Source organism: Pseudomonas sp. GW821-FHT01A09, assembly GCF_058986725.1.
This window is the reverse complement of record NZ_JBYSWB010000006.1, coordinates 118603-137042: the sequence shown is the minus strand read 5'-3', so window position 1 is coordinate 137042 and position 18440 is coordinate 118603. Positions and strand designations below refer to the sequence as shown.

Sequence of the window (18440 nt, the reverse complement as noted above, 5' to 3'; positions counted from 1 at the left end):
TTTCCTGGGGACGCCCGTAAAGTCTCTAGATGGACGAGCCAATGCACGCATAAAGAATGCGTAATTTTTTTGCTGAGAGATGAAACCAGGGTCCATCGGTATTTATTCTGTACCAGGCACCGCGACGCCTGGCGCTGGCACCAGCACATACTTGATTATCGAGAGGTCCGATCTCAATCGGCAGTCATGACCTTCAAAGTGCGGCGTAACCAACGGTGCGCTTCATCGTGCTCCAGACGCGGGTGCCATGCCTGAACGATCATGACGCTGGTGGTAGGGATCGGCAGGGTGAAAGTCCGCAGATTCAAACCGAGATGGCTGATCTTTTCCAGCATCGGAACCGGCACGGGCAACAGAAGATCGGAGTCAGCCACTGCAAACAGGGCTGCGTGAAAGGTTGGAACGATATAACCGACACGCCGTGTCAGAGACAGCTCGGCCAAGGCGACGTCGATGGGGCCTTGCGAACGACCACGCCGCGAAACGCTTATATGATCGAACGAGGCAAAGCGTTCAGGGGTGATTCCCTCGTCGAATATCGGATGATGAGTGCGCGCGATGCCTACGAAGGGGCAACTGAAGAGGTTCTGCACTTTGATATCCGCGCCGAATTTTCGCGACGAACCTATCACCAGATCAATGCTGCCAGCATTGAGGGGGTCCACCTCCAGATCGCTTTCAGCGACAAAACGCAAAACCGAATTTGGCGCCTGCTCTTTCAGTATCGCCGCGAGCTTTACGCCATAAGCGCCGACGAATACGTCATTGGCGCGAATACTGAAAGTTCGGCTCATGGTACTCAAGTCGAAACCCTGGCTTTGCACGAAGAAGCCCTGGGCGAGCTCCACGATACCGCGCACCTGCTCCTGTATCTGCAGGGCCTTGGGCGTTGGCATCATTCCGCGCTGCGAGCGTACGAGAATGGGATCTTCCATGACCTCGCGAATACGCGCGAGCGTTCGGCTCATGGCCGGTGCGCTCAAGTTCATCCGCCGTGCCGCCCCTACCACGGAACACTCTTCGATGAGGCAATGGAGGGAGACAAGCAGATTCAGGTCAGGTGTTTTCATCGCTCAAGAATATCCAAAACCGCAAGGCGTTCAAGTCAATAGCCAGCACATGGGCCGCGAGGTAGTGTCATCACCATTGTCTGCCGTGCCCGGCGAGGGCGGCCTGAGCCGGCTGTTGCCACCCACCACCCAAGGCTTGATAAAGCGTCACCAGCGTGAGCGACACGTCGGCGGTGCTTTGCACCAGGGCAGCCTGGTTCGCCAGCAAGGCGTTCTGCACCGCCAATACGTTGAGAAAATCCACCGATCCCTGCGCATATTGCTGCTGGGCACTGGCGAGCGCCCGTTGGCTCTCGGTGACCGCCAGCTCAAGACTCTGGTGCCGGCGCTGGTCGGCCTGATAACCGCTCAAGGCGTTGTCCACCTCATGCCAGGCCGCCAACACCGTGCGCTGGTAGGCAAGCCCGGCTTCGCGCTGGCCGCTCTCACGCAGTTGCAACTGGCCTTGCAGGCGGCCACCCGCGAAGATCGGCACGCTCAGGCTTGGGCCGAAGGCAAAGGTGCGCGAGCCCCAACTGCCCAGATCGGCGAGCTGCATGACCTGAAAGCCCGCATTGCCCGACAGACTGATGCGCGGATAGAAGTCGGCCTTGGCAATGCCGATCGCTGCTGTCGCCGCGTGCAAGTCTGCCTCGGCGCGGCGAATGTCCGGGCGCCGCTGAGCCAGCTCGCTGGGCAGCCCTATAGGGACATTGGCGGGGCCTGCCGGGATGGCTTTGCTGGGCGACAGTTCAGCGTTCAATGCGCCGGGCTGACGCCCGACCAGAAAGCTGAGGGCGTTGATCAGCACGCTACGCTGCTGCTCCAGTGCCGGCACACGCGCCTCGATCGAGGCGCGTAACGCGGCTGCCTGGGCTACCTCCAGATCGGTCGCCACACCTTGCGCCAATCGCGCCCGGGTGAGGTCCAGGCTATGGCGGGCGATATCGAGGTTCTGCCGGGTCACCTCGAGGCTGCTCTGGGTGCCGCGCAGCTCGATGTAGTCCCGGGCGACCTGGGCCATGATCGACACCATCGCCGCATGCTGCTCCTCGACGCTGACCTGCACCTTGGCGTCCGCCGCTTCCACCGAGCGCCGCACGCGCCCCCACAGGTCGGCTTCCCAGGCGAGATTCAGGCCGCTGTTCCAAACGTTGTAATTGTCCTTGCCATTGTTCCCGGAGATATCCGACAGGCCACGTGCGGAGCCCCGCGCACGGCTGTAGTCGCCCGTGGCGTCGATACTCGGCAGGCGGTCTGCGCTCACCGTGGCGCGTGCGGCGATGCTTTGCTCGACGTGGCTGGCGGCGACGCGCAAATCCAGATTATTGGCCTGGGCCTCGGCCAGCAATGCGGTCAGCTGTGGGTCGCCGAAACTGCGCCACCATTGGCTGTCGACGTCGCCAGGCACCGCGCGACTGCGAGTGGTCGGGGCATCTGGTTGCTGCCACTGCGCACCTAGCGGTGTGCTCGGCGCCTGGAAGTCCGGCCCGAGCGTGCAACCGTTGAGGCCCAGCACAGCGCATGCACCGGCCAACAGGGGGATCAGGTTCGCCTTCATCGCTGGGTCACCTCGGGGTTAGTGGTGTGGGTGTCGATCTGTGCTTCGACCGACATGCCAACGCGCAACCGCGCGGTCATGGGCTGCAGGTCATCGAGCACGATCTTCACCGGGATCCGCTGGACGACCTTGGTGAAATTGCCGGTGGCGTTGTCGGGCGCCACCGCTGCGAAGGTGACGCCCGTCGCCGGCGCGATGCTCTGCACATGCCCCTTGAACACATGCCCGGGGAAGGTATCCACGGCCACGCTGGCGGTCTGGCCGGGCAGCACATCGGTCAGTTGGCTTTCCTGGAAGTTGGCGACGATATAGGCCTGGGCGATCGGCACCACGGCCATCAGGTTGTCCCCTGGCTTCACGTAGGCCCCTACGCGCACGCTGCGGCGGCCCACGGTGCCGTCGAACGGGGCCACCAGCGTGGTATAGGAAAGGGCCAGGCTGGCGCGCTTTTGCATGGCCTCGGCGTGCAGCACTTCGGCCAACGCGGCGCTATGTTGTGCCCCCAGCACCTCCAGTTGCCTGGTGGCGGCATTGACGGCCGCACGGTGTTCGGCTTTCAGCGCCTCGGCCGTCTGCAAGCGGCTCCTGGCCTGCTGGAAGTTCTGCAGAGTACCGGCCCCCTGCCCCGCGAGGTTTTGATAGCGCAGCAACTCATGCTGGGCGAATTCGACCAGAGACACATCGCCGTCCACGACGGCCTTGGCCTGTTCGATCAGCGCCTGCTGACGTACCCGTGCGGCGTCGGCGTTCTGCGCGTTGGCATGGGCGGTGGCGATGGCGGCGTTGGCGGCGGCGAGGTCCGCTTCATAGTCCTTGGCATCGATGCGTGCCAATACCTGCCCGGCCTTGACCGGCTGATTGTCCTCCACCAGCACTTCGCCGATGAAGCCGGACACCTTGGGCGCCACCAGAGTGAAGTCGGCAGTGACGAAGGCATCGTTGGTGCTCTGCACCGCACTCTGACCAAACACGAAGCGCCACACCGCGCCGGCCAGCACCACCGCCAACAGCACGGTGACGACCATCCATAACAACTTTTTCGAAGCAATTGCTTGGCTCATTTTTCAACTTCCTGAGAGTTCAAGAGGCGGCGCGCGGCGGGAAAATGCGCGTCGGCAAGATGGGAATCAGCGCGATCAGCAGCACGGCGACGGCGCCCAGGCACAGGTACAGGTCGGATGAGGTCAACACCACGGCCTGCTCGTGCAGACGCTGGGCCATGTGCTGCGGGGCGGTGCCTGCGGTCACCGATGGATTGCTGCCATAGCGATCAACCAGCATCGTCGAATGAAAATGCAGCCGGTGCAGCGTCATGGTTTCCAACGCGCTGCTGGCGGCCACGGCGGCAAAGCCTTTGACGGTGTTGAACCACGCCGACGCAAAGGGGCCGTCGGCGGGTTGCAGGCCACCCGTGGAGAGCATCAGCAAGGGCACGACCGCCATCGGCTGGGCGAAAATCATGATCATCTGTATCAGGTAGAAGTCTTCGCGATGCCACGCCTGGGTGACATGGGAACCGATCAGGCACGCCAGCGCCAGCAACCCCAGGCCCACCGCCAGGACAAGCCGGCAGTCGACGACACGGTTGTTCAACAACGCGACTACCAGCGGCAGAGCGAGCAACTGAGGCACTGCCACCCACAGCAGCACTGGTGCGGTCTGCAACGGACGATAGCCCTGCACCTCGGCGAGAAAATTGGCCGGCACGATGATCACACCGAGCAACACGAACAGCACGCCACCGAGGGTGATCAGCGCGTGGGTGAGATTGCGATTGCGCAGCATCTGGATGTTGAAAAAGGGCACCGGTGCCGACCATTCGTTGACCAGGAACAACACGAACAGCGCCACGCCACCGCCGATCAACAGGCGTATGAGTTGATCGTTGAACCAATCCAGGCGCTCACCCTGTTCCAACCCCAGGACGATCATGATCAACGCCGGCAGGCCCAACAACAGACCCCGCCAATTGAACTGCTTGAGCCGTTCCAGCTTCAGGGGATCGTGGGGCAGGCCCCAGGCTACACACGCCATGGCGATCAGCGATGCCGGGATGATTTGCCAGAACGCGTACTGCCAGCCCAGATACTCAACACTCCATGCCGCCAGCGGCAACCCGAAGCTGGGGCCGAAGGTGGCAGTGAGTGCATAGCCGCCCAGGCCGTAAAGCTTGATACCGGGCGGCAAGAAGCGCAGCGCCGCCGACATTAGCATCGGCGGCAACGCACCACCGGCGAAGCCTTGGAAAATACGTAGTACAACTAGCGATTCGTAGTTGGGCGCAAAGGGACTGAGCACACCCAATAGCGTGAACACGCCGATGGCGAACAGCTTGAAACGACGCAACGTGAAGGTGACTGCGCACCAGGGCGCGAAGGCCATGGCCGTCACCGAGGTCGCCGAATAGACCGCCAGCAACCAGGTGCTCTGGTCGTAGCTCAACCCCATGGCACCACGAATGTCCGGCATGGCGAACTTGGTCACGTTCTCATTGAAGCCGGACACCAGAACGGCCAGCAGGATACCGATCAGCCCCGTGGCGATGCGCACGCCAAAAGCGGCGGCGACAGGCTTGGCGGGACCACTGGCCGGCACGCCGCGTGCAGCTGAGGTTAACGGGCTGGCCACCGAGTTCACGAGACCACACCCGCTGATGGAACGGTTGGTGCTACCAACGAAGCCATGTTCATTGCTCCTGACGATGAAGGAGCAAGGATCTTATGCAGTGCTGCGAGGGCTCAGAAGTGACATTTTGCTACGTCTGAGTTAACCGAAACGCAATCGGGGGAGCTCTGTTCGCGTGACGGCCATTACGCGCCGCTACGGCCGAGCAGGCAGTTGCCCAGGCCTGCCGACGTCACTGACCTGCAGCGCTCGCGTTGGCCGCCAGGCGCGCCTGCTCCAGCGCCGCGGCGAACGCAGGCTGCCCCGCTGCGTCGAACTGGCTGAGGAACAACTCCTGCACGGCGCCCTCGTACACCTTCCACATGCGCTTGCGCAGGCTCTTGCCCTTGCTGGTGATGCAGGCTATCGCACCCCGGCCATCGGCCTCGGTGCGGCGCCGTTCGACCAGGCCTTGCGCTTCGAGGCGGTCCATCAAACGCGTGAGGTTGTAGCGCTCGATCACCATCACATCGGCCAGTTCATGCATACGCCGCATGCCCTTGGGCCCGCTTTCGATGCCCCACAAGGCGTCGTACCAGGCATAGGCAGGCAAGCCTTCGGCCGCCAGGCGGCGCTCGATTTCGCGAATCAGCGAACGGTGGGCGCGGACGAAGTTGAACCAGAGGTCGGATGATTGCTGAGCCATTGGGCTCTCCTGAAGCGCGGGGAATTTAGTTGCAATTGTACGCCAGCAAGGGATAGATTCGGCACATAGTTGCACTTGCAATCAAAAACAATCAGCAGCCCTCGTCGGCTGGCATCACCCCCTTCAGGGGCCCGCTCGCAGGGTTCCCGCCAACGCTGCCCAAGGAGATCGGCCATGCATGAGCAATCGACGCTTCAGGACAAGGACCCGCAAGAAACCCGCGAATGGCTCGACTCGATGGAGTCGGTCATCGAGGTTGAAGGCCGTCCCCGCGCGCACTATCTGATCGACCAGCTACTGGACTTCGATGTCGCCCGCCACGGCGACTTCCACGGCCGGGTCACCACCCCGTACGTCAACAGCATCGCCCCCGAACGCGAACTGCCCTACCCCGGCGACCTCGGTATCGAGCGCCGCCTCAATGCCTTCATCCGCTGGAACGCCCTGACCATGGTGTTGCGCGCGGGCAAGCATTCCGGCGTCGGCGGCCACATCGCCAGCTACGCGTCGGCGGCGGTGCTCTACGACGTCGGTTTCGATCATTTCTTCCGTGGTCGCACCGACACTTTCGCCGGCGACCTGGTGTATATCCAGGGCCACAGCTCGCCGGGCATCTACGGCCGGGCCTTCCTCGAAGGCCGGCTCAGCGAGGCGCAGCTGGACAACTTTCGCCGCGAAACCGACCGCGACGGTATTTCTTCCTACCCGCACCCGCGCTTGATGGGCGATTTCTGGCAGTTCCCTACCGTGTCCATGGGCCTGGGGCCGATCACCGCCGCCTACCAGGCGCGCTTCATGCGCTACCTGGAAAACCGCCAGCTCAAGGAACACCAGGGCCGCAAGGTCTGGGCCTTTCTGGGCGACGGCGAAATGGACCAGCCCGAATCCCTGGCGGCCATCTCCCTGGCCGGGCGTGAGAAGCTCGACAATCTGATCTTCGTGGTCAATTGCAACCTGCAGCGCCTCGACGGCCCGGTGCGCGGCAACGCCAAGGTCATCCAGGAGTTCGAAAGCCTTTACCGCGCCGCCGGCTGGAACGTCATCAAGGTGATCTGGGGCAGCGGCTGGGACCGGCTGCTGGCCAAGGACCGCAGCGGCCTGCTGCGCCAACGCATGATGGAATGCGTCGACGGCGACTACCAGAACTACAAATCGCAGAACGGCGCCTATGTGCGCGAGCATTTTTTCGGCCGCTACCCACAGCTGCTGGAGCTGGTCGCCGACCTCAGCGACGACGATATCTGGAAGCTGTCCCGTGGCGGCCACGACCCGCTCAAGGTCTACAACGCCTACGCCGCCGCCATGCGCCACAGCGGCGCACCTACGGTGATCCTGGCCAAGACCGTGAAGGGCTTCGGCATGGGCGAGGCAGGTGAAGGCCAGAACATCAACCACCAGCAGAAGAAGATGGGCATCGACGCCCTGCGCGCCTTCCGTGACCGCTTCGACCTCAACCTGAGCGACGCGCAACTGGCCGAACTGCCCTATCTCAAGCCGGACGCCGACAGCCAGGAAACCCGCTACCTGCAGGCTGCGCGCGCCAGGCTGGGCGGCTATGTACCGGCGCGTCACGTCGAGGTCGCGCCGCTGGCCATTCCGCCGCTTGAGGCCCTGGCGGCGCAACTCCAAGGCACAGGCGAGCGGGAAATCTCCACCACCATGGCCTTCGTGCGCATTCTCAGCACGCTGCTCAAGGACAAGCAGATCGGCAAGCTGGTGGTGCCCATCGTGCCCGACGAATCGCGCACCTTCGGCATGGAAAGCCTGTTCCGGCAGATCGGTATCCACTCCCACGTGGGTCAGCTTTATACCCCGCAAGATGCGGGTCAGCTGAGCTACTACCGGGAGAGCAAGGACGGCCAGATCATGCAGGAGGGCCTCAACGAATCCGGTGCCATGTCGTCCTGGATCGCGGCCAGCACCGCGTACGCCAACCACGGCGTGATGACTATCCCGTTTTACATCTACTACTCGATGTTCGGCTTCCAGCGTATCGGCGACCTCGCCTGGGCCGCCGGCGATGCCCGTGCCCGCGGCTTCCTGCTGGGCGCCACTTCGGGGCGCACCACGCTGATGGGCGAAGGCCTGCAACACGACGACGGCCATAGCCACGTGCTGGCCTCGACCATTCCCTGTTGCGTCGCCTACGACCCGACCTTTTCATTCGAACTGGCGGTGATCATCCAGGAAGGCATGCGGCGCATGTACGTCGAGAATGAAGACGTCTACTACTACATCACCTTGCTCAACGAGAACTACCCGCACCCGCAGATGCCCGAGGGCGTCAGTGCAGGCATTCTCAAGGGGCTGTATCCGTTATCGAGGACCGAGGCGAAACAGGGTGTGCCCCATGTGCAGCTAATGGGGTGCGGTTCGATATTGCGCGAGGTGATTGCGGCGGGCGACATCCTTGCCCGTGACTACGGGGTCAGCTGTGACATCTGGAGCGCCACCAGCCTGACCGAACTGCGCCGGGAGGGTCAGGCCGTGGAACGCTGGAACCTGCTGAACCCGGACCTCGCTCCTCGCACCTGCCATGTCGAAGACTGCCTGGCCGACCGCCACGGACCGGTGATCGTCGCCACCGACTACATGAAGATCTTCGCCGATCAGATCCGGCCGTTCGTCCAGGGCCGCCGGTTCGTCGCGCTGGGGACCGATGGTTTTGGCCAGTCGGACACTCGTGAGGCGCTGCGCCGGCATTTTGAAGTGGACCGCCAGTTCATCGTGCTCGCCGCGTTGAAAGCTTTGGCCGACGAGGGCGCCATAGCGCGAAGCGTCGTTTCGAAGGCGCTGGAGCAGCTGCGCATAGATCCTGCCAAAGTCGATCCGGCGAGCGTGTAATTCGCTGGCTGCTCGCTGGGCGGTCACCCCCCGAGGCACTCGCGTGTCGAGGGGCGACGGCTGGCGTCTGAATCAGAAGTCTATCGACCCGGACAGCTTGACCAACCGCGGCTCGCCTTGGGTCAGGTAACCACCGTTAGCCGAAGCCCAGTAGTTCTTGTTGGTCAGGTTATCCACATTCAGGCGCAGCGTGACGGCTTTCTGATCCACCTTGAAGGCATAGCGCGCCCCCGCGTCGAAGCGGTTCCAGGTAGGCAAGCTGAGGGTATTGGCCTCATCCGCATATTGCCCACCCGTGCGCAGCATGCGCGCATTCAGCGCAACCCCGTCCAGGCCCGGGACGTCCCAGTCGACGCTGGCGTTGAGCTGGAAGGTCGGCACCCCAATGGCGTGATTACCATCATTGCTGGCGGTAGCGACGTCTTCGAGTTTCGACGTCATGCGGGTGGCGCCAGCCAGCAAGCGCAATCCCGGCATTGGTTCGCCGAACAGGTTCAGCTCGACGCCGCGGTTGATCTGATTGCCCGAGCGCACGAAGTTGTTGTCCGAGTCGGTATAGCCTTCGTTGGGCTTGTCGATACGATAGGCCGCAACGCTGGCGCCGTAGGTACCCATGTCGAGCTTGACGCCCGCCTCCACCTGCTTGGTACGCCCAGGCGCGTAGGTCTGGCCTCTGTTGTTGGCGGTCAGCGGGGCCGTGCCGCCGGTCGCCAGCCCCTCGATCCGGTTGGCGTACACCGACACATGCTCGACGGGCTTGTAGACGATGCCGAAGACCGGCGTGGTGATGCCTTCGTCGTACAAGGAACTGCGGGTACCGTCAGCCCCGGTGGACACGCCGTTATACGTGGAGCCGTCGTAGCTGTAGCCTTCGACGCGCAACTGCTGGCGGCGCAGGCCGAGGGTCAGCAGAACGCTGTCGTCCAGAAAGCCCAGCGTGTCGGACGCGGCGATGCTGCGTGCGCGTGTCTTGGAGGTCACCCCTGGGTCGCCCATGTCACCGCCGGTAAGGTAGCTGTAGGTACCCTTGGACACGCCCACCGGCGAATAGATATTGGTCGCAGTGCTGGTGCCGTTGTAGAACTCGTAGGCGGACGCCTGCTGAGTCCACAGCGTCGACGCACCGATATTCACCTGATGAGAAACCGGGCCGGTGCTGAAGTTGCCGTTCAAGCCACCCATGAAACTGGTGCTGTCGATGTTGGATGGAATCTCGGAGCCACTGATGGTCGCTGCGCCGGTGCGCGAATCCGCCAGCGTCGGCGTCGCGTACACACCCGTCTCACGGTCGTGCTTGGCGCCACCTGCCAGGTAGGCCGACCAACTGTCGTTCAGGTCCCAGTCACCGCGAACCATGCCGAAGGTGTCTTCGGTTTCCTGGTAGCTCCAATCGGTGCCGTAGTTGGTGCGGGCGCTGGGCGCGGTCGGAATGCTGGTGACGCTCCCTAAATAGACATCATTGCGCAAGCCGTTAACGCGCTGCTTCTGGTAACCAAAGGTGGTGGACAGGCGAAAATCATCGCCGCGGTAATCGAGGCCGGCAACGAACAGCTTGCTGCGCTGGCTTTGGTCGTCGACAGCGGTATCCCCTTCGCGCTGCATCAGGTTCACCCGCGCACCAAAGCGATTGTCCTCACCGAAGCGCTGGCCTATATCCAGGTGCTCACCGATGCGGCCATCACTGCTGATGTCCTGGGTGTAGCGGCGGATGGGCATGTCGGTGGCGTATTTAGGCTGGAGATTGACCGTCCCGCCCAATCCGCTGCCCGAGGGCGTCACGCCATTCACGAAAGCGCTCGGGCCTTTGAACACCTCTACGCGATCGATGGCTTCGATGCCGATGATTTGCCGAGGCAGTACGCCGTACAGCCCGCCGTAGGAGATGTCATCACTGTTGAGCGGCAAGCCGCGGATCACGAAGATCTGTGACTGATTGCCGTAGCCGTAGGAGGTGCGCACGGATGAATCATTGAGCAGTACATCGCCGACGTCTTCGGCCTGCTGGTCCTGCATCAGCTTGGCGGTGTAGCTGGTCATGGTAAACGGCACGTCCATGATGTCCTGGTTGCCCAGCACTCCCATCTGCCCGCCGCGTGCCACCTGGCCACCGCTGTACTCAGGTATTGGCGTCTGGGCACTTTTTTTCACGGCATCAGCCGTTACATCCACTGGACCGAGATCGATGGCGGCATCGGCCGCATGAGCGCCGAACGACAGGCAGCAGCACAGCGTCAGCAGAGTAGGTCTGGAGGGGAATCGGGAGGGCATGGAAAGGTCCTGAACAGAATATGGCGGGCGGAGGCCATCCTGGCAAAACGCTATCTGTGCAAGATAGTACCAGTCATGTTTGCGAATTGTTATCGATAGCGTTAGCCTTCAGGGATATTTCGTGTATCGAGTTTCTTACACTCAGAATCAGATATTCATCACACAACCACTGGCTTGAGCAGTATGTCACTGAGCTAAAACCCCATACCCGAGCCGGGCATGGAGTCTGTTTTCCCGTCAGGCGGTCTGGGCTACCGCATCACTTTGAGCACCCTTGACGTGGTGCCGCAGGTCGCCGGCAAAACGCAACGTCACCTCACGACGAGTGAAGCGCCATTGCCCATCATGCAGCTCGAACTGGTCGAGGTACTTGCCGGCGCAGATGGGCTGCAATGCAAAGCCGTCAAGCTGCTGATGTACGGTGTAGTAGCTTTGCGAACTGGCCTTATCGCCTGACGGATCGACATCAATCAGCACGTTGGTGATCGAATGCCACGTGCGGGGCGTTCCATCGGCATGTGTCTGCAGGCCCGCCTCGAAGAAACCCAACAGCCCCTCGACCGAGGAGGCCTCGTTGCCCAGCACGTGAATCACTGCATGCTGAAGCACCTCGGCCACGCCCACGAAATCGCCGCTATCAAGGCAGTGGATGTAGGCGGCGTGAAGGCGGTGAATGGCGCTCTCGGCGGCGAGACGTGCGTGTATTTCCGATGAGTTGGTCATGACTCTCTCCAAGGCCTTGGCCCACGAAGGATTGATGTATAGCGCTGCTATACGTTTGATGCGCTCGGTAGACGACCTTGGCGAAAATCCAATATGGCGTCTGGCGAGCAATGATCTAGATAAGCGAGCTGCGCCTTGAGGCGGGCGACGCAGCGGGATCGACGTTCGCGGTTAAGCCCCAGGGCCCGCAGCGACGCAGTGATCTAGCACTGCGATGCGCCGCCATCCGCGAACAATTCGACGCCGTTGACATAGCTGGCGGCGTCACTGGCCAGAAAGGCCACGGCAGTGCCAATTTCATGAGCCTGGCCGATACGCCCGATAGTGCTCTTTTCACTCAAGGACTCGATTACCGCCTCAGCGTGGTCCGCGAGCATATGACGTAGTGACGGAGTATCCACAGGACCCGGGCTCAATAAGTTGATGCGCACCCCGCTGCCTTTGATATCGAGCGTCCAGCTTCTGACCAGTGTGCGCAGTGCCGCTTTGGTTGCACCGTATACGCTGAGCCCAGGGCCGGGATCGATGGAGGCTGTGGAGCCGATGATGACAATGCTGCTGCCCTTGCCCATGAGCGGCAGCGCGCCTTGAACGGTGAAGGTCACGCCCTTTACGTTGGTGCTGAAGACCCGATCGAAATACGCTTCGGTGATGCTGCCAAGTGGAGCGATCTCGCCCATACCTGCGTTGGCGACGAGCACATCGATTTGGCCATGGCGGGTCTTGATTGCGGCAAACAGCACAGCGAGATCGGCTATCACCGAGACGTCCGCGACCACCGCGCTGGCCCGCTCGCCGAGCTTTGCTAATGCCTCGTCGAGTTGCTCCTGCCGACGCCCGCTGATCACCACGGTGGCGCCCTGCCCCGCCAGTTCCTGGGCGATGGCAAAGCCCAATCCGGAGGATCCCCCGGTGACGAGAACGACTTTGTCTTGAAACTGCATGCGGATGCTCCAGTGTGTTTTGAAGAGGAATGAATTTATGTAGCGAACACTACATATCGCCGACCATTCAGGCAAGACATTTAGTGATCGCTATATAAATCGACCATTCAGCTACGCACAGTTGCCCCGGCATATAGCGATCGCTACAATCGCGACCACATTAACGAGATCACCATGACCGACAAAATCCGCCAACGCCGTCCCGCTTTCGACAGAGAGGCTGGAATCGCCATCGCCCAGGCTTTGTTCCACGAACACGGCTTCGACGCGGTGAGCCTCACGGATCTGGTCGAAGCCATGGATATCAAGCCGCCCAGCTTCTACGCCGCGTATGGCAGCAAGGCTGAGTTATTCGAGAAGGCCATGCTGCGCTATGCCAGCGAGCATGCTTTGCCCTTGGACAAACTGCTGGCGCCGGACCGGCCGGTGCCTGAAGCGCTCGCAGGCTTGCTGGTCGCTGCGGCGAAGCAGTATGGAAAAGACAGAGTTCTGCGAGGCTGCATGATCACTGAGGGCATGCGCGCGGACGACGGGGTGGCCCGCCAAATGGCGCAAACGTTGGCGGACGGAGGCATCAAAGCGATTCGGGATTATCTTGATCAGGCACTGCCTGAAAAAGCCCAATGCCTTACCGACTACCTTTCGATTACCCTGCGCGGGCTATCGTCCGCAGCGTGTAACGGCATGCCGCGCAAAAGGCTGATCGAGGCCGCGCAGACAGCGGGGCGGTTCATTGCTCATGAGCTGGGTAAGGAGCAGCAAACGACCCGTTAGCGCACACGCCCGTTGGCGCCAAACCCTTTCAAGTCAGGATGCCCGGGCGGGCCATCCTTGCCGTCGTAGTCCAATCGTGCAGTGATGCCTAACAGTGCGAGCGCCGCCTCATAGAAAGCTATAGAGCGTGCAATGTCGCTGACAGGAAAATATGTTCCAGCACGGGCAGACCTGTGCACTAGTGCAAGTCATCGGGCGCTCCACACCCGGCAGCCTATTGAGTAGGCAACCGATCCCGCAGCCATTTCAAGGTTCTCCTGGCGCGTGCTGAAAGCGGCCATTCGGCGCGATGAATCAGCCACAGGGTGTCCAGCACTGCCGGCTGCCCGGCGATCACCTGGATGCTGTCAGGCCGCCCGAACGCCAAGCGGGCGTAGCGCGGCAGGACTGAAAACCCCAGGCCGCGGGCGACCGGTTCCATGATCAGAGTGATCTGGTTGGTAAACCCCGCCCGCCGCAGACTGCGTACGCCCGGGGCTCCGGGGAAGCGCCGGCTCAACAGGCGCGCGGCCATGGCCTGGCCGTCGGGGTGGTCGATAAACCCCAGGCGCTCGAGGTCGGCCCAGCTCTTGACCTGCGCGCCAGCCGGCGCCACCAGTTCCAGCGGCTCCTCGGCAAACTTCTCGATGGTCAGGCGGCGGTCGTCAGGCTTGAGGGTCACCAGCCCCAGCTCGAAGCGATTTTCCAGAACCGCGTCGAGCACTTCTGGATCGGGGGCGAAGCGGTGACGCACGCTCAAGCCCGGGTACTGCTGCTGCAAATCGAGCAGATGTGGGTACAGCGCCAGGCCGATGCTGCCGGGGCTGATCAGGCTGACCTCGCCCTGGTCCTCGTGACCTGCCGACAACTGCTGCTGCAAACGCTGCTCGGCGGCGCCCACCTCGGCGCAATAGCGCAGCAAGGCCTCGCCTGCGGGGGTGAGCTCGAGCTGGCGCGGCCGGCGAATCAGCAGCGGCCCCAGCAGCGCCTCCAGGCGCTGCACGTGCTGGCTGACGGCGGCCTGGGTCAGGTCCAGGCGCTCGGCGGTGCGGGTGAAATTGCCCTGCTCGGCCAAGGCCGAAAAGGTGCGCAACCATTGCGGGTTAAGCATAAGCATCTCTTATGGAAACGATCACTGGGAGCTTATTTCCATTATAGCCTTGGCGTTCTAAATTGGAGGCTGTCCATCGTTCCCAGAGGTGAAGATCATGTCCCAGGTGTACCCCCGCAGTTTCTCCCACATCGGCCTGTCGGTCACCGATCTGGACGCCGCAGTGAAGTTCTACACCGAGGTCATGGGGTGGTACGTGATCATGCCGCCCACCACTATCGTTGAAGACGACACCGCCGTCGGCGTCATGTGCACCGACGTGTTCGGCGCAGGCTGGGCGTCGTGCCGCATTGCCCATCTGTCGACCGGGGACCGCATCGGCGTGGAAATCTTCGAGTTCCCCAATTCGGTCAAACCCGAGAACAACTTCGAATACTGGAAAACCGGCGTGTTCCACTTCTGCGTGCAGGACCCCGACGTCGAAGGCCTGGCGGCAAAAATCGTCGCCGCCGGCGGTAAGCAACGCATGCCGGTGCGCGAATACTTCCCCGGCGAGAAGCCGTTTCGCATGGTCTACATGGAAGACCCGTTCGGCATCATCCTCGAGATCTACAGCCACAGCTACGAGCTGACCTACTCGGCCGGCGCCTATAACTGATCCCCCCAGGCACAATAACAATCAGGAGACCTGCCCTATGCGCGCCATTGTCTGTGACAGCGCCGACACCACCCTTGCCAGCACCCACCTGGCCGAACGCCCAGTGCCACAACCCGGCCTAGGCCAGGTACGGGTGCGGCTGCATGCCGCCTCGCTCAATCCGGTGGACTGGAAGCTCGCCGACGGCACCGCGCCCTGGCTGACACCAGGGCAGGTGCTGGGAGTCGATGGCGCCGGCGTTATTGATCGGCTGGGCCCTGATGTTCAGGGTTGGCAGGTCGGCGACCGCGTGGTCTGGCACGGCAACCTGCGCGAGCCGGGGGTGTTCGCGCAATACACCCTCGCCCCCGCGCATGTGCTCGCGCGCATTCCGGCCAGCGTCGATTTCCTCAGCGCCGCCGCCCTGCCCTGCGCCGCGCTTACCGCCTACCAGGCACTGGTGCGCAAGGCCAACCTGCAAGCCGGGCAGACCTTGCTGGTGCAAGGGGCCAGTGGCGCGGTGGGCGGTTTCGCCGTGCAGTTGGGCAAGCTGCTCGGCGCTCAGGTCATCGCCCTGGCCCGTGAGCCCCAGGCACAACGGGTGCGCGCGCTGGGCGCCGACGCGGTGTTCGAGCGCGACGACCCGGCACTGGTCACCAAGGTCAAGGGCCTGACAACCGGGGGCTATGGGGTGGATGCCATGCTCGAAGTGGTCAACCCTCAGGATGCGCGGCGCTCCCTGGAACTGCTGCACTACAACGGCCACCTGCTGTGCATCGACCCGATGCCCAACTTGAGCCAGGTGCCGCCCTACACCTATGCCGCGTCGATCCACGAGGTGGCACTCGGGGGTGCCTACGCGGCGGGGCATAAGCCGACCCAGGAGGACTTTGCGGTGATGCTCGAGACGCTGCTGGAATGGGTGGCCAGCCGCCGGTTGTCGCCGATGATCGAAAGGGTAATCGAACTGGCCGAAGTGCCGGCCGGCTTGAAAGCCCTGCGCGGCGGCGACCAGCCGGGCAAGACGCTGGTGACCATCGACTGATCGCCCCAGCTCGCACGAAACAGGCCCGCTACCTCCCAGTAGCGGGCCTTTTTTCTGCGCGGCGCCTTAGAAGCTGACCACTGTCTTGACGCCCAGCACCACTACATCGGTAGCGCCGCTCACGCCCCCCGGCGACTTTACGTATTGCACGTTGGGCCGTACGGTGATCGCCGGCGTCACGGCAATGCCGTAGTACAACTCCGCCGGGTATTCGGTGTGGGGGATCGGCTGCCCGGTCGCGCCCACCGGCAACAGGCTGTTGCTCTGGCGAATGCGGTCGCGGGAGTGTTCGTTGACCATCAGCCCGCCCACCGCGAGGCCGATTTCATCATTGGGCCGCGAGGCAAACGGCGAGCTGAGGAACAGGCCTGCCTGCCAGCTGCGCTCGACGTAGGACACATCGCGGTCCGACTGAATGAAGTTAGCGAACAGCGACAACTTGCGGGCGCTGACATTGCTGTCCTGAAATACTTGCTGCTGGCCCATCAGGTAATAGCCGCTAGCGCTGTTGTCACGATCGGCGCTGGCACCGGTCAGGCCGATGGGCTGGCCCGTGCTGTCGCGGTACAGGTCATCGAACTCACCGGTGTTGTGCCACAGACCCAGGCGGTAGCTGCCGGGCATGGCGTTGACCTTCGGCGTCCAACCGGCTTCCAGCACGCCGAGGTAGCCGGTGGTGCCTTTCGGGCTGCCGAAGTTCAGGCCCTGGGCGTTCTCGGTAAAGCGCGGGTTGACCTGGTAGATCGCCGCCTGCAACGAGACCTCGTCACTGACGTAGACATTGAACACCCCGCCCCACTGGCTCACCGGCCAGGTGTACCAATTGGGGGTTATATAGCCCGGCACGGTGCCACAGAAGGTCAGGTTCTCGAACTTGCACGAGAACGCAAACACGTCGCCACTCATGGGCAAACGGCCGAGCTTGAGGGTGGCCCTGCCGTCGAACAGGCTCTGCTGGTAATAGAACTGCGCGAGGCGCGTGACGCTGCCGTAGCCGTAGATTTCCTGTGGGTTGAGCACGGTATCCAGGCCGGCTTCGGTGTTGAGGTTCTCGCCGTTGCGGTTGGTGAGCGTCATGTGCACCTGCGCGCCCTGCCAGCCCAGCAGCTTTTGCAGATCGAGGTTGCCATCCAGCATGATCTGGTCGGCGTAGGTGCCCTTGTGGCGGTCGCCGCCCTGGGTGTTGTAGGCCAGTTCGTTGACATAGGTGACCAGGAAATCGACGCCCTCGTCATGCAACTGGCTGCGAGTGCCGCCCCAATCCCCGAGTAAAAAACTGCGCGGTTCGTAGGTGTCTGCCTGCGCATGGGCGCTACCGTACAGCGCCAGCAAAGTCGCCAGGGTCAATGTGCTTTTCATGTGGTGTAAGCCCTTTGTTGTTGTTTTTCGAGCAGCGTTGTCCGCCGGTGCCTCGAACGGGCCCGTACGGGTTGGAACCAGGAGTGCCGCCGCCCCGAGCGCCGCATCAAGGCGCAGCGTGGCGGCGGCGTGGGGCGCGGCCTAGCCGCTCACGTAGCCACCGTCGACGGCCAGTGTGGTACCGGTGATATAGGCCGCCGCCGAGGACGCAAGAAACACTGCGGCGCCGACCAGGTCAGCCGCCTCGCCCCAGCGTTTGAGGGCGGTGCGCCCGGCGATCTTCTGCTCCGCCTGGGGATCGGCCCATAGCCCTTCGGTCATGGCCGTGCGGTGGTAGCCCGGGGCGATGGCGTTGACCCGCACGCCGTGCTCGCCCAAGCGGTGCGCCAGCGCCCGGGTCAGCCCCAGCACGCCGCTCTTGCTGGCGCAGTACGACGGCACTTGGGCATCGGCGAGGTAACTGAGCATGGAGGCAATATTGATGATGCTGCCCCGGCTGCGCTGCAACTGCGGCAATACCGCCATGGATTGGCGCATCACGCTGATGAGGTTGGTGTCGAGCACTCGCAAGAACACTTCATCATCGTATTCCTGGCCGGGCCGCGAGATGCCGGCGGCATTCACCAGTACGTCCAGGCGCGGCAAGTCAGTGGCAAAGCGGGTGATCGCTGCAGCATCAGTGACATCGAGGGTATTGAAATTGAGCCCCGAGTGGGCTTCGCTCAGTTGCGCCACCTTGGCCGCCGAAGAGCCGCTGGCGGTGACATCCGCGCCCAGCCCGGCGAACCCCAAAGCGATATCCAGGCCTATGCCACTGGTGCCGCCCGATACCCAGACGGACTGCCCGGCGAACAGGTCGGGCCGGTAGTTGTTCAGAATCTGTTGCATGATGCGCT

15 protein-coding genes are annotated in these 18440 nt (G+C 62.7%); 4 read left to right on the top strand and 11 right to left on the bottom strand.

Translation table 11 applies throughout. The features are described from left to right. Nucleotides 1–173: 173 nt before the first annotated feature. The 5 genes from AC3WJP_RS09910 to AC3WJP_RS09890 all read right to left on the bottom strand — a co-directional run bounded on the left by AC3WJP_RS09910 (nt 174) and on the right by AC3WJP_RS09890 (nt 5920). Nucleotides 174–1070, bottom strand: a complete 897-nt coding sequence (locus AC3WJP_RS09910) for a LysR family transcriptional regulator (RefSeq protein ID WP_493720735.1) — start codon at nt 1068–1070, stop codon at nt 174–176. Between the two features lie 70 nt (nt 1071–1140). Continuing rightward, on the bottom strand, nt 1141–2610 hold the full coding sequence (locus AC3WJP_RS09905; protein ID WP_493720734.1) for an efflux transporter outer membrane subunit: 1470 nt from the start codon (nt 2608–2610) through the stop codon (nt 1141–1143). After that, nucleotides 2607–3671 (bottom strand): HlyD family secretion protein, encoded by a 1065-nt coding sequence (locus AC3WJP_RS09900; protein ID WP_493720733.1) that lies wholly within the window; start codon nt 3669–3671, stop codon nt 2607–2609. The genes AC3WJP_RS09905 and AC3WJP_RS09900 overlap by 4 nt, the downstream gene beginning before the upstream one ends. 19 nt (nt 3672–3690) lie before the next feature. After that, on the bottom strand, nt 3691–5247 hold the full coding sequence (locus AC3WJP_RS09895; RefSeq protein ID WP_493720732.1) for an MFS transporter: 1557 nt from the start codon (nt 5245–5247) through the stop codon (nt 3691–3693). Between the two features lie 220 nt (nt 5248–5467). After that, nucleotides 5468–5920, bottom strand: a complete 453-nt coding sequence (locus tag AC3WJP_RS09890; RefSeq protein WP_493720731.1) for a MarR family winged helix-turn-helix transcriptional regulator — start codon at nt 5918–5920, stop codon at nt 5468–5470. A 174-nt stretch (nt 5921–6094) separates the two neighbouring features. On the opposite strand from AC3WJP_RS09890, the gene aceE reads away from it, so the two are divergent. Further along, nucleotides 6095–8764 (top strand): pyruvate dehydrogenase (acetyl-transferring), homodimeric type, encoded by a 2670-nt coding sequence (gene aceE, locus AC3WJP_RS09885; RefSeq protein ID WP_493720730.1) that lies wholly within the window; start codon nt 6095–6097, stop codon nt 8762–8764. Nucleotides 8765–8836: 72 nt separating this feature from the next. On the opposite strand, the gene AC3WJP_RS09880 is transcribed toward aceE, so the two are convergent. The 3 genes from AC3WJP_RS09880 to AC3WJP_RS09870 form a co-directional block, all read right to left on the bottom strand. After that, nucleotides 8837–11032 (bottom strand): TonB-dependent receptor, encoded by a 2196-nt coding sequence (locus AC3WJP_RS09880; protein WP_493720729.1) that lies wholly within the window; start codon nt 11030–11032, stop codon nt 8837–8839. A gap of 237 nt (nt 11033–11269) precedes the next feature. Then, the gene (locus tag AC3WJP_RS09875) at nt 11270–11755 is read right to left on the bottom strand and encodes a nuclear transport factor 2 family protein (RefSeq protein ID WP_493720728.1); all 486 of its coding nucleotides are present in this window, start codon (nt 11753–11755) and stop codon (nt 11270–11272) included. A gap of 203 nt (nt 11756–11958) precedes the next feature. After that, the gene (locus AC3WJP_RS09870) at nt 11959–12699 is read right to left on the bottom strand and encodes an SDR family NAD(P)-dependent oxidoreductase (RefSeq protein WP_493720727.1); all 741 of its coding nucleotides are present in this window, start codon (nt 12697–12699) and stop codon (nt 11959–11961) included. Nucleotides 12700–12873: 174 nt separating this feature from the next. Here AC3WJP_RS09870 and AC3WJP_RS09865 point away from each other — a divergent pair, with 174 nt between their 5' ends. Continuing rightward, nucleotides 12874–13473, top strand: a complete 600-nt coding sequence (locus AC3WJP_RS09865; protein ID WP_493720726.1) for a TetR/AcrR family transcriptional regulator — start codon at nt 12874–12876, stop codon at nt 13471–13473. Nucleotides 13474–13687: 214 nt separating this feature from the next. Here the strand turns inward: AC3WJP_RS09865 and AC3WJP_RS09860 are convergent, their stop codons facing one another. After that, the gene (locus AC3WJP_RS09860; RefSeq protein ID WP_493720725.1) at nt 13688–14563 is read right to left on the bottom strand and encodes a LysR family transcriptional regulator; all 876 of its coding nucleotides are present in this window, start codon (nt 14561–14563) and stop codon (nt 13688–13690) included. Nucleotides 14564–14660: 97 nt separating this feature from the next. Here AC3WJP_RS09860 and AC3WJP_RS09855 point away from each other — a divergent pair, with 97 nt between their 5' ends. Together AC3WJP_RS09855 and AC3WJP_RS09850 are read left to right on the top strand one after the other, a co-directional pair. Next, entirely contained in the window at nt 14661–15161 is a 501-nt protein-coding gene (locus tag AC3WJP_RS09855; RefSeq protein WP_493720724.1) for a lactoylglutathione lyase family protein, read from the top strand. Between the two features lie 37 nt (nt 15162–15198). Then, nucleotides 15199–16185, top strand: a complete 987-nt coding sequence (locus AC3WJP_RS09850; RefSeq protein ID WP_493720723.1) for a zinc-binding dehydrogenase — start codon at nt 15199–15201, stop codon at nt 16183–16185. Nucleotides 16186–16251: 66 nt separating this feature from the next. Here the strand turns inward: AC3WJP_RS09850 and AC3WJP_RS09845 are convergent, their stop codons facing one another. After that, the gene (locus tag AC3WJP_RS09845; RefSeq protein ID WP_493720722.1) at nt 16252–17544 is read right to left on the bottom strand and encodes a carbohydrate porin; all 1293 of its coding nucleotides are present in this window, start codon (nt 17542–17544) and stop codon (nt 16252–16254) included. A gap of 141 nt (nt 17545–17685) precedes the next feature. Next, nucleotides 17686–18432 carry an SDR family NAD(P)-dependent oxidoreductase gene (locus tag AC3WJP_RS09840; protein WP_493720721.1) on the bottom strand — a complete coding sequence of 249 codons (747 nt, stop codon included), beginning with the start codon at nt 18430–18432 and terminating at the stop codon, nt 17686–17688. Nucleotides 18433–18440 lie beyond the last annotated feature (8 nt).

Bases quoted from the DNA above. Each gene is read 5' to 3' on its own strand.
- AC3WJP_RS09900 (WP_493720733.1), bottom strand. From the start codon at position 3,671: ATGAGCCAAGCAATTGCTTCGAAAAAGTTGTTATGGATGGTCGTCACC.
- AC3WJP_RS09845 (WP_493720722.1), bottom strand. From the start codon at position 17,544: ATGAAAAGCACATTGACCCTGGCGACTTTGCTGGCGCTGTACGGTAGC.
- aceE (WP_493720730.1), top strand. From the start codon at position 6,095: ATGCATGAGCAATCGACGCTTCAGGACAAGGACCCGCAAGAAACCCGC.
- AC3WJP_RS09910 (WP_493720735.1), bottom strand. From the start codon at position 1,070: ATGAAAACACCTGACCTGAATCTGCTTGTCTCCCTCCATTGCCTCATC.
- AC3WJP_RS09840 (WP_493720721.1), bottom strand. From the start codon at position 18,432: ATGCAACAGATTCTGAACAACTACCGGCCCGACCTGTTCGCCGGGCAG.
- AC3WJP_RS09870 (WP_493720727.1), bottom strand. From the start codon at position 12,699: ATGCAGTTTCAAGACAAAGTCGTTCTCGTCACCGGGGGATCCTCCGGA.
- AC3WJP_RS09850 (WP_493720723.1), top strand. From the start codon at position 15,199: ATGCGCGCCATTGTCTGTGACAGCGCCGACACCACCCTTGCCAGCACC.
- AC3WJP_RS09860 (WP_493720725.1), bottom strand. From the start codon at position 14,563: ATGCTTAACCCGCAATGGTTGCGCACCTTTTCGGCCTTGGCCGAGCAG.
- AC3WJP_RS09905 (WP_493720734.1), bottom strand. From the start codon at position 2,610: ATGAAGGCGAACCTGATCCCCCTGTTGGCCGGTGCATGCGCTGTGCTG.
- AC3WJP_RS09890 (WP_493720731.1), bottom strand. From the start codon at position 5,920: ATGGCTCAGCAATCATCCGACCTCTGGTTCAACTTCGTCCGCGCCCAC.
- AC3WJP_RS09865 (WP_493720726.1), top strand. From the start codon at position 12,874: ATGACCGACAAAATCCGCCAACGCCGTCCCGCTTTCGACAGAGAGGCT.
- AC3WJP_RS09880 (WP_493720729.1), bottom strand. From the start codon at position 11,032: ATGCCCTCCCGATTCCCCTCCAGACCTACTCTGCTGACGCTGTGCTGC.
- AC3WJP_RS09855 (WP_493720724.1), top strand. From the start codon at position 14,661: ATGTCCCAGGTGTACCCCCGCAGTTTCTCCCACATCGGCCTGTCGGTC.
- AC3WJP_RS09875 (WP_493720728.1), bottom strand. From the start codon at position 11,755: ATGACCAACTCATCGGAAATACACGCACGTCTCGCCGCCGAGAGCGCC.